The organism is Streptomyces sp. NPDC001732 (assembly GCF_053596315.1).
Window position 1 is genome coordinate 25,939 of record NZ_JBSFFY010000042.1, and the last position, 13,225, is coordinate 39,163.

11 protein-coding genes are annotated in these 13,225 nt (G+C 74.6%); 4 read left to right on the forward strand and 7 right to left on the reverse strand.

What is annotated here, in order from left to right; genetic code table 11:
- Window positions 1–88 precede the first annotated feature (88 nt).
- Together ACWCXX_RS29495 and ACWCXX_RS29500 are read left to right on the forward strand one after the other, a co-directional pair.
- A complete protein-coding gene (locus ACWCXX_RS29495) occupies window positions 89–1,138 on the forward strand; it encodes an N-acetylglucosamine kinase (protein ID WP_451132478.1) in 1,050 nt (349 codons plus the stop codon).
- Between the two features lie 119 nt (window positions 1,139–1,257).
- The gene (locus tag ACWCXX_RS29500; protein ID WP_451132480.1) at window positions 1,258–2,181 is read left to right on the forward strand and encodes a sirohydrochlorin chelatase; all 924 of its coding nucleotides are present in this window, start codon (window positions 1,258–1,260) and stop codon (window positions 2,179–2,181) included.
- Between the two features lie 112 nt (window positions 2,182–2,293).
- Here ACWCXX_RS29500 and ACWCXX_RS29505 read toward each other — a convergent pair whose 3' ends face one another.
- The 7 genes from ACWCXX_RS29505 to ACWCXX_RS29535 form a co-directional block, all read right to left on the reverse strand.
- Entirely contained in the window at window positions 2,294–3,364 is a 1,071-nt protein-coding gene (locus tag ACWCXX_RS29505) for a lactonase family protein (protein ID WP_451132482.1), read from the reverse strand.
- A 224-nt stretch (window positions 3,365–3,588) separates the two neighbouring features.
- Complete coding sequence (locus ACWCXX_RS29510) at window positions 3,589–5,097, reverse strand: FUSC family protein (RefSeq protein ID WP_451132484.1); 1,509 nt, start codon at window positions 5,095–5,097, stop codon at window positions 3,589–3,591.
- Window positions 5,098–5,366: 269 nt separating this feature from the next.
- Complete coding sequence (locus tag ACWCXX_RS29515; protein WP_451132486.1) at window positions 5,367–6,524, reverse strand: glycosyltransferase family 4 protein; 1,158 nt, start codon at window positions 6,522–6,524, stop codon at window positions 5,367–5,369.
- 230 nt (window positions 6,525–6,754) lie between these two features.
- Window positions 6,755–7,426 carry a response regulator gene (locus ACWCXX_RS29520; RefSeq protein WP_451132488.1) on the reverse strand — a complete coding sequence of 224 codons (672 nt, stop codon included), beginning with the start codon at window positions 7,424–7,426 and terminating at the stop codon, window positions 6,755–6,757.
- Complete coding sequence (locus tag ACWCXX_RS29525; RefSeq protein WP_451132518.1) at window positions 7,423–8,781, reverse strand: sensor histidine kinase; 1,359 nt, start codon at window positions 8,779–8,781, stop codon at window positions 7,423–7,425. The genes ACWCXX_RS29520 and ACWCXX_RS29525 overlap by 4 nt, the downstream gene beginning before the upstream one ends.
- Window positions 8,782–8,806: 25 nt before the next feature.
- Entirely contained in the window at window positions 8,807–9,970 is a 1,164-nt protein-coding gene (locus ACWCXX_RS29530) for an acyltransferase family protein (protein WP_451132490.1), read from the reverse strand.
- Complete coding sequence (locus tag ACWCXX_RS29535; RefSeq protein ID WP_451132492.1) at window positions 9,963–11,036, reverse strand: alpha/beta hydrolase; 1,074 nt, start codon at window positions 11,034–11,036, stop codon at window positions 9,963–9,965. Before ACWCXX_RS29535 ends, ACWCXX_RS29530 begins: the two co-directional genes overlap by 8 nt.
- Window positions 11,037–11,266: 230 nt before the next feature.
- Between ACWCXX_RS29535 and ACWCXX_RS29540 the strand changes: the two genes are divergently transcribed.
- Window positions 11,267–11,752: an Lrp/AsnC family transcriptional regulator gene (locus ACWCXX_RS29540; RefSeq protein ID WP_451132494.1), complete on the forward strand. Its 486-nt coding sequence runs from the start codon at window positions 11,267–11,269 to the stop codon at window positions 11,750–11,752.
- A 236-nt stretch (window positions 11,753–11,988) separates the two neighbouring features.
- Window positions 11,989–13,170 (forward strand): serine/threonine-protein kinase, encoded by a 1,182-nt coding sequence (locus ACWCXX_RS29545; RefSeq protein WP_451132520.1) that lies wholly within the window; start codon window positions 11,989–11,991, stop codon window positions 13,168–13,170.
- The last annotated feature ends 55 nt before the right edge of the window (window positions 13,171–13,225 follow it).

The window sequence follows — 13,225 nt, forward strand, 5'->3', positions numbered from 1 at the left end:
AGAACGCGACGGCCGCTCCCCCGGTCCCGGTCCGCGGGGATGGGGATAGGCTGCCGCCGTCGTGTCCCTCCCCCACTGGAGCCGGTCCATGAGCTCAGCCAGGCGTTCGCCGGAAAGCACCGGTGCGACATCGGGGCCGTATGTGCTCGGCGTGGACTCGGGCGGTTCGGGGCTGCGGGTGGCGCTGGGCACCGTCGGCGCGTCCGACCCGGTGGCGACGACGGTCTGCGCCGAGCCGGTGCGCACCGGGCCCGCCGGGATCGACGCGGACCATCTGCTGGAACAACTGCTGCCCGCCGTCCGCCGGTTGCTGGAGGAGTGCGGCGGCGCGGACGACGCCGGGATCGGGGCCGTGGCGGTCGGCGCCGCCGGCATGGCGACGCTCGGCGGGCAGTTGCGCGCAGAGCTGCCGTCGGCCCTGGAGAAGGCGTTCGGGGTGCGGCGGCTGGCCCTCGCCGCCGACGCGGTGACCGCGTACGCGGGAGCGGTCGGCCTGCGTCCGGGCGCCGTCGTCGCAGGTGGCACGGGCATGATCGCGCTGGGTACGGATCTGCGGAGCTGGCGCCGGGCCGACGGCTGGGGACATCTGCTGGGCGACAGCGGGGGCGGTGCCTGGATCGGCCGGGCCGGGCTCGACGCGGCCATGCGTGCCCACGACGGGCGGCGCGGTGGGTCCGCCGCGCTGCTGGCCCGGCTGGAGGCGGTGTTCGGGCCCGCGCCGGAGCTGCCGGGGCTGCTCTACCCGCGTACCGACCGCCCTGCCGTACTGGCCTCGTTCGCGCCCGAGGTAGCCGCGTGCGCCGGGGGCGATCCGGTCGCCGCGGGCATTCTGCGCGAGGCCGCCGGGCACATCGCGGACGCGGCTGCGGCGGTGTGCCCCGGGGCCGGGGCCGACGGCGGGCCGTGCGAGGTGGCGTTGACGGGCGGCCTGTTCCGGATGGGCGATCCGCTGCTCCTGCCGCTGCGCGCGGAGCTGGCGCACCGGCTTCCGTGGGCACGGCCGGTCCCCGGTTCGGGTGATCCACTGACGGGAGCGCTCGTGATCGCCCGAGCGCTGGCGACCGGGGACCTACCGCTGCCCCGCCATCCGACACTGCTCAGCGTGCCTGGTGACGGGCCTGGACAAGAGATCGACTAGGCACCGCCAGAGCGGAACAGTCGGTTGATACGCCACCCATCGGATAAAAGTGGACAGATGTCGCCCGTCCGGGCCCTCCCCGAACAGAGGCGCACCCAAAACCAGTAGCATGCGGCGCCATGAGCACCCCCACTGGGCCCGCTTCCGGCCTGCCTGTACGAATGCCGCGACCTCGCCAGTCCGGACGGCACCGCCGCCCGGAGCCCGTGGTCGCACCCGAGGGCGCTGCCGCGCTCGTCCTCGCCGTCCCCGGCACTCCCTCCTCGGCCACGCGTGGTCTGGCCGAAGAGGTGATCAGCATCGCCCGTTCCGAGCTGCCCGGCCTCAACGCCCGGATCGGTTACCTCGACGGCGACGACGCCGAGTACCCGACGCTCTCCTCCGTGCTCGCCCACTGCGCCGCCGAGCGCGTCGCGCGTTACGAGCAGGCGCAGGCCGCGGGGCGTGAGGTCGCCGAGCCCGAGGGGCCGTCCGCCGTCGTCGTGCCGCTGCTCGCGGGTCCCGACAGCGCCCTGATCCGGCGGATACGGCAGGCGGTGATGGACAGTGGTACGCAGGCCGAGCTGACCGATGTGCTCGGGCCGCACCCGCTGCTCGCCGAGGCGCTGCACGTACGTCTCTCCGAGGCCGGGCTGGCCCGCGCCGACCGGGCGAGGCTCTTCACGGTGGCCACGGCCGCCGACGGAATCGTGCTGGCCACGGTGGGCGGCGAGGAGGCCGTGCAGGCCGCCGGGATCACCGGCATGCTGCTGGCCGCCCGGCTGGCGGTGCCCGTGATGGCCGCGGCGCTCGACGTGGAGGGTTCCGTCGCGTCGATCGCCGAGCAGCTCACCGCTTCCGGCTCGGTGCAGCTCGCGGTGGCGCCGTACCTGGTCGGCCCGGAGGTGTCCGAGGGGCTGCTGGACGCCGCCGCGAAGGAGGCCGGCTGCGCGACGGCCGAGCCGCTCGGCGCGTACCCGGCGATCGGCAAGCTCGTGCTGTCGATGTACATGACGACGCTCGGGATCACGCCGGTGACGCCGCAGGGTGCCCAGGCGCACTGACCCGGTGCCGGGTGCCCGGCACTCCCGCCGTTCACGATCGCCGGGCGGTACCGGTCCTCCGGTCCTGCCCGGCGATCGTGTCGCGGGGGGATGTCGCGTGCGGAGGGAGCGGTCAGCCGAAGATCACGCAGGAGGCCGAGGGGACGTCCAGCGAGCCCGCGCGCTCCGGGATGCCGGTCGTCGGGTCGATGTCGAACCAGGTGACGTTCCCGGACCGCTCGTTGGCCGCGTACAGCCGACGCCCGGTGGGGTCGAGCGCGAGGTCGCGCGGCCAGTGCCCGCCGCAGTCCACGGTCGTGACCGGGGTGGCCCGCTCGCCGGTTCCGTCGAGCGCGAGGACGGAGATGCTGTCGTGCCCCCGGTTGGCGGTCCAGAGGAACCGCCCGTCGTGCGAGGCGACCACCTCGGACGGGTACGTCGCCGCGCCGCCGTCCGCCGACGCCCCGTCCGGCAGCACGGGTGTCTCCCCGAGCGGTTCCAGGGTCCCGGCGGCGGCGTTCCACCGGCACGTGGTGACGGTGGGTTCCAGTTCGTTCAGGACGTAGGCGTGGCCGCCCGCGGGGTGGAAGGCCAGGTGGCGCGGGCCCGTGCCCGGTCGCAGGGACGTCTCGCCGTGCGGCCGCAACGCCCCGGTGGCCGGGTCGAGCGCGCAGATCCGTACGGAGTCGGTGCCCAGGTCCACCCCGAGCACCCAGTTCCCCGACGGGTCCGGCAGCACCTGGTGGGCGTGCGGGGACCGCTGGCGGTCGGGGTGGGGGCCGCTGCCCTCGTGCCGGAGCACGGACGCGGCCGGGCCGAGCGAGCCGTCCGTCCGGACGGGCAGGACGGTGACGCTGCCGGAGTTGTAGTTGGCGGTGAGCAGGTGGCCGGCCACGAGCGCGAGATGGGTCGGGCCGCTGCCGTCCACCGGCCGGGGCCCGTCGATCGGCCGCGGTACGTCGCCGGTGACGTCCAGCGCGGCTGCCGCACCGTCCTCGGTCTCGCTGACCGCGTAGAGCACGCCGCCGTCCGGCCCCGTGCCGTGGCCGAGGGCGAGGTACGAGGGGTCGGGCACCGCGTCCGTGGCGCCGAGGGCGGTCAGTGCCCCGGACTCCCCGTCCACGGCGGCGACGGTGATTCCCGGTCCGCCCGTCGAGGTGAACGAGCCGATGAACGCCCGTGTCGCACCGCTGTCGCTGCCCATCGCACTGCCCCTCTCGGCCGACTGATCACGGCCGCGTGCCGGGGCGTGATCTTCCGGGGCGACGGTAGCAGTGACCGCCCTGGTCCGGACCAGGGCCTCGGCCGTCCGTCATCGGGCATCGGGCGTGTTTCGAAAGTCCCGTCCGGTCGGGAACGCCCGGCCCCGCCCTCCGGGCGGACGACGCTGCTTTCGAAACACGCCCTCGACCGGTCCGGTGGGGCGTCTCACGCACCGACCAGCGGCGCCCGCGGGTCGGAGCGCAGCGGGGCGGCGAGTTCGGCGAGCGCCCGTTCCAGGCCGTGCAGATGGGCGAGCGCGGGCCCGGCCGCGGCCGGGTGCGGCGGAAGGCCCGGCACGGCGCCCGTCCCGTGCGGGGGCTCCGGGGCCGTCAGGGCCTCCACGGACGCCTCGACGCGCCAGCAGGCGGCGGCGAGCCGGGCGTCGTGGCTCGCTTCCGGGTCGGCCGCGACGGAGGCCAGGCCACGCACCTCGCGGGCGCAGTCGTCCAGCAGCGCGAGCACCTGCCCGGCGCGGACCCGGCGGGCGCGCAGCGGGCTCAGCGGGTGGACCAGCGGGGCCAGGGACAGCCGCACCCGGCCGAGGAGCGCCTCCAGTTCGGCGATCCGGGGCGCCGGGTCGGCGGTCGGTGAGCCCGAGAGCCGGGCGGCGGCCTCCGCGGTGCAGGCGTGCACGCAGCGCAGGGCCCGCTGGATCCAGGCGTCGGTCGTGGCGTGTGTGGTGACGGGCAGCACGAGGAGTACCGCGAGCATCGCGCCGAGCGCGCCCACGCCGGTCTCCGCCAGTCGTAGTGCGAGCAGCGCCGGGTCCAGCACGCCGAGGAGTCCGTAGAGCGCCCCGGCCAGCACCGTGACCGAGAGGACCATCCAGGTGTAGGAGACCGCGGCGGTGTAGAAGATGCCGAAGACTCCGGCGGCGACGAGGATCGCGGTGGGTACGGGCGCCCCGTGCAGGGGGACGACGACGGCCAGGCCGACGGGGACGCCGATCAGCGTGCCCAGGATCCTGCGGAAGCCGCGCACCAGTGTCTCGCCGCGCGAGGCGGTGTTCACGAACACCCACCAGGTGGCGCCCACGGCCCAGTACCACCGCTCCTCGGAGAGGAGCAGTCCCGCCATGAGGGCGAGGGCGCCGCCGACGGTCGCCTGGACCGCCTGGCGCGTGGTCGCCCTGGCCAGGCCGCGGCCGGGCACCGGGGCGAGTGCGACGGCGGGCGGCTGCCGACGCTCGTAGCACCACAGCCCGAAGCGGACGGCCGACGCGACGAGCAGCGAGAGGGCGATCGCGGTGTACAGCTCGGGCAGTTGTCCGGGCAGGGTGTGGAGGAACTGCGCGGTGAAGAAGGCCATGAACGCGAACACGCCGAGCGAGTGGCCGCGCGGCCCCCAGCGCCGGGCGTACACGCCCGCGCCCACGATCGCGAGGAAGGCCGCGTCCCGGGCCATCGGGTGGTCGTGCAGTCCGGCGGCGAGGGCGAGCACGGGGAAACCGACGGTCGGCAGCAGGGCCGTCGTGACCGCCTGGCCCCGCACCGTGGGGTCCAGCACCGTGAACAGGGCCAGCAGTGCGGCGAGGCCGCCGGTGACGGCCGCGACGAGCGAGTGGCCGGCCAATCCGCACACCGCGACGGCCGATCCGATGCCGAGGACGGCCCGGAGGGCGCCGCGCAGCCGCGCCCGGCCCGGGTCCGGGGAAACGAACATCCTCTTCAGCACCGCATGCTCCCGCTTCCGCACGCCGGTTCCGTGCACCGGCATGAAAAAGGCGCCGCGGAAATCCGCAGCGCCATCGACGGGTACATCACAGCATCTTTCCGAATCATGGCTCAACTCGGCACAAAACTGCTGAGCCATTGGCACAGTGAACCGGTCGATCGACGCACCATGAGTAAGCCAACGGACCGGCGGTGTGCCGCGTCCGGGCCGTCCCACCGCGCCGTGGACCGGCGAAGCGGCGGGACGGTGTTCCCGTACCGGGGCGGCCCCTACTCCTCGCCCGGCAGCGCCACCGCCGCCCGTTCCCCGACGGGGGTCAGGAGGTGGTTCAGACGGCGGGCCGAAGCCTCCCAGGTCCAGTTCTCCTCGACCCAGGCGCGGCCCGCGGCGCCCATCGCGGCCCGCTCGGGGTCGAGGAGCATGCCGGTGAGCGCCTCGGCGACGGCCGTGTGGTCGGTGCCGTCCACGACCCGGCCGGTCCTGCCGTCGAGGACGGTGTCCGGGGCGCCGCCCGAGTCGCCGACGAGCACCGGCAGCCCGCTCGCCGCCGCCTCCAGGAACACGATCCCGAGCCCTTCGGCCTCCAGCCCGGCCCTGCGGGTGCGGCACGGCATCGCGAAGACGTCCGCCGCGGCGTAGTAGGGCGGCGTACCGGTGTGCGAGACGCCGCCCACGAAACGGACGGCTCCCCCGCCGTGGCGTTCGGCCAGTCTGCGCAGCCGGGCCTCGTCGGGGCCCTGGCCGACCACCACCAGCACCGCGTCGGGCACCTTGTCCCGGATCAGCGGCAGGGCCCGGATCAGTGTGTCCTGTCCCTTGCGGGGGACGAGCCTGGCGACGCACAGGACGATGCGCGCCCCGTCCGGGCCGAGCTCGGCCCGCAGGTCCGCCGCGGCGTCGGCGGGCGGCCGGTACACCTCGGTGTCGACGCCGGGCACCAGTCGGCTCATGTGCACCCCCGGGCCGAGCGCGGGCTCGATCCGGTCGCGCGTGTACTGCCCCAGGTAGGTGACGACGTCGACGCCGCGGCCCATCCGGCGCACGAGCCGGCGTACGCCGGGGGTTCGGGCCCACCAGATCTCGTGGCCGTGCGTGGTCGCCACGATGCGCCGCACACCGCCGCGGCGCAGGGCCGGCGCCATCAGGGCCAGGGGGGCGGCGGCCCCGAACCAGACCCGGTCGCAGCCGTGGCTCCGGGCGATCTCGACGGCCCTGCGGGTCGTCCGGCCGGTCGGCAGCAGCATGCGGCCGGAGTCCCGTACGACGGGGAACGGGAGGTGCGCGTCGTAGGCGGCGCCGCCGGGCTCGTGCGAGGTGTAGACGACCACGTCGTCGTCGGGCACGCGAGTGGCCATCGCGTGGACGAAGGTCTCGATGCCGCCCTGGCGGGGCGGGAAGTCGTTGGTGATGACAAGGGTGGAGCCCATGGGTGTGTCGGTTCCTTCGGCTGGACGGGATCGGTCGGTCCGCGGGGAGGCGGGGTCCGGTGCCGGGCGCGGCGGGGTTGCGGTGGTTTCGGGCGCGGTGCGGCGCCGCACGGCCGTTTTCGGGCAGGCGGATGTTTCCGGGCAGGCGTCCGTTTCCGGGCCGGCGGAAACGGACGCTGCGTGCGGGTGGTGATGGAGGAGGGGGCGGGAAGGGGGGGGACGGTGCCGGATCAGTAGCCGGTCGGGCGCACCAGTCCCGTCTCGTAGGCGTGGACCGCGGCCTGGGTCCGGTCGCGCAGTCCCAACTTGAGCAGTATCCGGCCCACATGGGTCTTCACGGTCTGCTCGGCGACCACCAGGCGCGTGGCGATCTCGGTGTTGGACAGGCCCTGCGCGATCAGGGAGAGGACCTCGGTCTCACGTTCCGTCAGGTCGCCCGTGCGGCTCTTCACCGGGGCGCGCGGCGCGGCGCTCACCCGGGCGAACTCGGCGATCAGCCGCTTGGTGATGTTCGGGGCGAGCAGTGCTTCGCCGGCCGCCACCACCCGTACCGCGTGGGCGAGTTCGTCGGCCGAGGCGTCCTTCAGGAGGAATCCCGACGCGCCCGCGCGCAGCGCCTCGTAGACGTACTCGTCGAGGTCGAAGGTGGTGAGGACGAGGACCTTGGCGGTGGCCCCGTCGCGTCCGGTGATGCCGCGCGTCGCCTCGATCCCGCCGAGCCGGGGCATGCGGATGTCCATCAGGACCACGTCCGGGGCGAGTTCGGCCTCCTTCTCCAGGGCGTCGACGCCGTCCACCGCCTGGCCGACGACCTCGATGCCGGGTTCGGCGTCGAGCAGCACCGTGAAGCCCTGCCGGACCATCATCTGGTCGTCGGCGATCAGAACGCGAATGGCCGTCATCGGGTGTCCTCGGCAGGGTCGGCGGGGGCGTCGTGTGCCACTGGGGGCTGGGCGGGCAGTATCGCAGCGACTTCGTAGCCGCCGTCGGGGGTGGGCCCGGTGGCGATCTCGCCGCCCAGCATCGCGGCGCGCTCGCGCATGCCGAGCAGGCCGTGGCCCGCGCCCGGCGAGGGCGGGACCGCCCGGTCCGGGGCGGTGTTGGTGACCCGGACGGTGACCTCGGACGTGCCGTGGCCGATCTCCACCCGCACCCGTGCGCCCGGTGCGTGACGCATCGCGTTGCTGAGTGCCTCCTGCACGATGCGGAAGACGGACAGTTCGACGCCCGGCGACAGGGGGCGCGGTTGTCCGGTGGTCCCGGCGGTGACCGTGACCCCGGCGCCGCGCGCGTTGCCGATGAGTTCGTCCAGCCGGTCCAGGGTGGGCTGCGGGGCGTGCCGGGCCGCCTGCGGAAGGGGGTCCTCGGAGCGCAGCACGCCCAGGACGCGGCGCAGTTCGGTGAGGGCGTCGACCGCGTTCCTGCGGATGCCCTCGACGTTCTCCCGCAGTTCGTCGGACGGGTTGTCGACCAGGTGCGGGACGACCTGCGCCTGGATCGAGACGACCGACATGTGGTGGGCGACCACGTCGTGCAGTTCGCGGGCGATGCGGTTGCGTTCCTCCAGCAGGGTGCGCCGGGCGCGTTCCTCGGCGGTGAGCTCCTCCTGCACGACGAGTTGGGTACGGGCCGCCGCCAGGCCGCGCAGGGCGGCGCCCATCATCGCGGTGACGACGAGGACGGCGAGGGCGAGACGGGCGCCGGGGGCGTCGTGCCGGGGAACGGCCGCGCCGCAGGCGAGTCCCACCAGGACGGTGATCGTGAGGGTCTCGGCGGTGATCCGGGGACGTACCCGCAGGGCGAGCAGGAACAGCACACCGGCCTGCACCGCGATGCCGACTCCGCTCCAGGGGAACGTCACGGGGTCGGGGCCGGTGGTCGCGGCGGCTCCGCTCCAGGGGAACGCCCTGCGGCCGGAACCGGCGTTCGCGGCGAACGGGGTGACCAGCACCATGACGAGCATCGACGTCCACCAGGCCGGGACCGGGCGGTACAGGGCGACGACGAGCGCCGTCGACTGGATCCCGGCGAACAGGACGCCGAGCTGGATGCCCGTCCCGAGGCCGAAGGTGTACTGATTGGCGGCGGCGACGAGCACACCCACCGCGAGCAGCACCAGCGGCACCATGATCACCGGCCGCCATTCCAGCCAACGCGGCTGCCCGTACGGCCCGTTCGGGTCGGCGGCCGATGTCATGAGGTCCTTGCGCAGGGTACGGGGCAGCGCCCGCAGCACCCGCGCCGACCGCTTCACCATGTCTCCCCGATTCACAGATCGCACCTTAAACACGTCGTGCCGCCGGCCGTCGGGGGTGTTCCTCGCGGACGACCAGGCTCCTCTTTCTCGGCCGTCCCCGTTCGTGGCCCCGGAACGCCGCCCAGCAGACCGCCAGCGCGAGGGCGAACACGGGCAGCCAGGCCAGCCGGGCGAGCACCCAGCCGGGGTGGTCGGGAACGGTGTGCAGACCCGGCAGGGCCCCGCCCGCCGACAGGCCGAGCGCGGTGACCGCGATCATCGCGGTCTGGTGCCACAGGAACACCGTCATCGCGGAGAGGTTCAGCACCGCCACCACCGCCCAGACGGCGGGGCGCCTCAGTACCCGGCGCAGCGGGCCGAGCAGCAGCAGCGCCGCACCGCACTGCGCGAGGCCGAAGGCGACCACGGCGAGGGTCGGCGGGTCGAGGTTGGAGACCTCCGTACCGGGCACGCCGACCATGGCCGCGGGGTAGCCGCCCCGGCCGACCAGTCCGGCGGCGACCGCGGCCCCGCCGATCAGCAGGATCCAGCCGGTCCGGCGGCTTCGCAGCTCACCGCGCGACCACGCCGCGCCCAGGCAGTACGGCACCAGCCAGCCGGCCGCCACGTTGACCGGGGCGAATCCGGTGGGCGGCGCGTCCAGGCCGAACCGGCAGAGGTCGACGACGAGCACGACGGCGAACGGCCAGAGCGGGTGCAGCCTCGCCACCAGCGGGGTGGCCGCCGTCAGCGCCGCGAAGACCGCCAGGAACCACAGCGGGGACCAGACCAGTTTGCACAGGGCCCGCACGGTGTCCTGGTCCGTTCCGGAGACCAGCATCGTGCCCGCCGCCACGGTCCATACGGCCAGTACGACGAGCACCGGCCGCAGCAGTCTGGTCATGCGGGTGCGGAGCCATCGGCCATAACTCCTGCCGCGGGCACGGGCGAGGGCGTGGCTCCTCGCCGCGACCTGCCCGCCGACCAGGAAGAAGAGCGCGAGGGTCTGGAGGAGCCAGGAGACCGGTACGAGGCCGGGCATGTACTGGAGCGGGCTCGCGCCGTGCACGGTGCCGCTGTCCACGACCAGCGCGGTCACCAGCCAGTGGCCGAGGACCACTCCGAGGATGGCGACGGCGCGCAGGGCGTCGACGGCGCGGTCGCGGTCGGCGGGGGTGACGGCGTCGATCCGCCGGACGAGGTCACGCACGGCGCCCTCCCGGGGACGGGGCTGACGGGGCGGATGCCGCGGCGGCGCCCCGGACCTCCGCGGCTCCCTCGCCCTCTCCGGTCTCCCTGATCTCCCCAGCCTCCTTGGTCTCTCCGGCCTCTCCGGCCTCTCCGGTCACGATCCGGGCCATGTGCCTCAGCGACTCGGAACCGCTCTTCAGGTAGTCGCTGTGACCGGCGGAGCCCGCCGCGAAGACCTCGGCACCGAACCCGGGCGAGACCGGGTCCGTCCCGAACCCGATGTCCGAGAAGGGCAGTCGGAGCTTCACATGGGGGACGTCGGCGATCCAGTCGTCGCTGCCGCGGCCCGCCCAGACGGTGGCCGGGGTGTGCAGGGCCGCGACGTTCCCGTAGCCGGTCCCGGGGCTTCCGTACAGGACGATGCCGTCGACCCGCAGGCCGTGCGCGGCCCGCGCGCAGACGACGGAGCCGTAGGAGTGGCAGAGCAGGGTGGTCCGGGCCGTGGGTCTCAGTCTTCTCAACTCCCTCGTGAACGCGCGCAGTCCGGGGGCCGCCTCGGCGGCCCGGCCCGAGGTCAGCGAGGTCGTGCTCACCGTGGTCGGAGTCCGGTAGCCGAGCCAGGCGATCACGGCCGACCGCCCGCCCAGTTCCTCGTGCAGCGCGAGCGCCCCCCTGCGCAGCCGCCAGTAGTGGTCGAGGCCGACGCCCGCGCCCGGGACCAGCACGGCGATCCGCTCGGCACGGGACAGATCGCCGACGACCTCGACGCCGCGGCCCCCGTCGCGCCCGTCGAAGGAGAGGAAGTGGCGGCCGGGGCCGGTCATCGCGCGCAGTGCCGCGGCCCGCCCGTGGTCGCCGTGCCGGGCCGCCGTCCGCCCGGCCGCGTCGATGTCGGCGCGGGTCGCGGCGTACCGCTCGGCGAGGGCCTGGGGGGCGGCGGTGCGCAGCGGTGCGTGCGCGGTCGGGGCGGGCGCGGGTACGGCCGAGGGGACCGCCGCGCCCGAGACCGGCACGGCCACCGAGGCGGCCACCAGCGCGGCGAACAGACCGCGGCGCAGGCGGGTTCCGCGCGGAGGGGACGGCATGACGGGGTGTTCCTTCCGTACCGGGCGACTGGGGAACTTCGGGTACAGAAGTTAGGTACGGCGCCTCGTAGTCGGCGTCCCACCCTGGGGTGAACCTTCTCCGTAGCTCCGAGGGACTACAGGTATGAGGCGGCATCGGGCCGGGCCGGACATGTCCGTCAGGTCGGCCTTTCATGCCGTTGGTACATTCGCAGCCCCGACCGGCCCACCAGGAAGAGACCATCGGACCCATGGCCGTGGACGCCCTCGACACCCGTATCCTGCGGTTGCTCATCGAGCAGCCGCGTACCAGCGTCCGTGAGTACGCGCGCATCCTCTCGATCGCCCGGGGCACCCTCCAGGCCCGGATCGACCGGCTGGAGCGGGAGGGGGTGATCACGGGCACGGGGCCGGTGCTGTCCCCCGCCGCGCTGGGTCATCCGGTACTGGCCTTCGTGCATCTGGAGGTCACCCAGGGGCATCTGGACGAGGTCGGCGAGGCGCTCGCCGCGGTGCCGGAGATCGTCGAGGCGTTCTCGACGACGGGGGGCGGCGATCTGCTGGCGCGGGTGGTGGCCCGGGACAACGGGCATCTGGAGGACGTGATCCAGCGGCTGATCCGGTTGCCCGGCGTGGTCAGGACCCGCACCGAGGTGGCGCTGCGCGAACGGGTTCCGCACCGGCTGCTGCCGCTCGTCGAATCGGTGGGGCGCACGGCGACCGGTGGCCAGAAGTGATCGCCGGGCGGCCCGGGTTCGCCGGTCCGGCGGCCGCCCCGTCCCGCGACCGGGCGGGACGGGGCGGGGCGGGGTCCGGCGGACCGATATCCTGATCTTGCCGCGCGCCCCCCACCTCGTCCCGATCCCGGTCGGGTCGCCGCCGTGGCAGCAGAAGCGGCCCACGATCCGAGATTGGTGCACAGGTGCTGGTAGCTGGTCGGTACCGGTTGATATCCCCCATCGGCCGCGGCGGCATGGGGGAGGTGTGGCGCGCCGCCGACGAAGTGCTCGGCAGAGCGGTCGCGGTGAAGCTGCTGCTGGGCGACCACGCCGACGAGTCGGCCACCGCCCGGTTCCGCCTGGAGGCGCAGACCGCGGCCCGGCTGAGCCACCCCCATCTGGTGGCCGTGTTCGACTTCGGCGCCTGGGAGGACCGTTTCTTCCTGGTGATGGAGCTGGTCGAGGGCAGAAGCCTGGGTGATCTGCTCGCGGCCGAGGAACGGCTCGGCGCCGAACAGGTCGCCCGGATCGCGGGCCAGGCGGCCGCCGGGCTCGCCGCCGCCCACCGCCAGGGCATCGTGCACCGTGACATCAAGCCCGGGAACCTGATGCTGGACGCCGAAGGGTCCGTCAAGATCGGCGACTTCGGCATCGCCCAGTTCGTCGACGACCCCTCGGCCGCACTGACCACCACGGGACAGATCGTCGGCACCAGTCTCTATCTCGCCCCGGAACGGGCCCTGGGCCGTACGGCCGGCGCGGCGTCCGACATGTACTCCCTCGGCTGTGTGATCTACCAGCTCCTGCTGGGCCGGCCGCCGTTCCGTTCGGACACGGCGACCGCGACGCTCTATCAACATGTCGACACCGCACCGGTGCCGCTGCGGCAGCAGGGCGTCGACCTGTCCCCGGCCTTCGACTCCTATCTGCTGGGGCTGCTGGCGAAGCAGCCCGAGGACCGGCCCGGCGCGCAGCAGGTCGCCGACTGGTTCCAGAGCGGTGCCTGGCGGGGGCAGCCCGAGCCGCTCCCGATGTACTCCCCCACGCCTCCGGCGGCGACCGGCGCCCCTCGCCCCGCCCCGTCCGCCGCGGGCGCTCCTCGCCCCGCCCCGGCGCCCTCGTTCGCGCCCGCGCCCGTCTCCGACCCGCAGTCGGGGGGCATGGCGACGTACCGCCTGCCGCAGGCCGGTGGCCACCGGCGGCGCGCGGCCGAGCGGCCGACGTCCGCCCGGCGGGGTGCGCCGGGCCGTCCACGCACCGGGACGCGCGAGGCGATCAGGCGGCGCCCGAGGGTGGCGAGCGCCATCGCCGGGACGATCGCCTTCATCGCGGCGGTGTACCTGGGGATGACCCTGTTCTCCCCGGACACCGAGCCGGGCGGTACGCCGGAGACCGGCTCGACCGCGACCACCGGGCCCGCCGCACCGGCTCCCTGACCGCGCGTCGGTCCGGAGCCGGGCCGGACGGCCGCGCACGCCGGGGCCGCAAGCC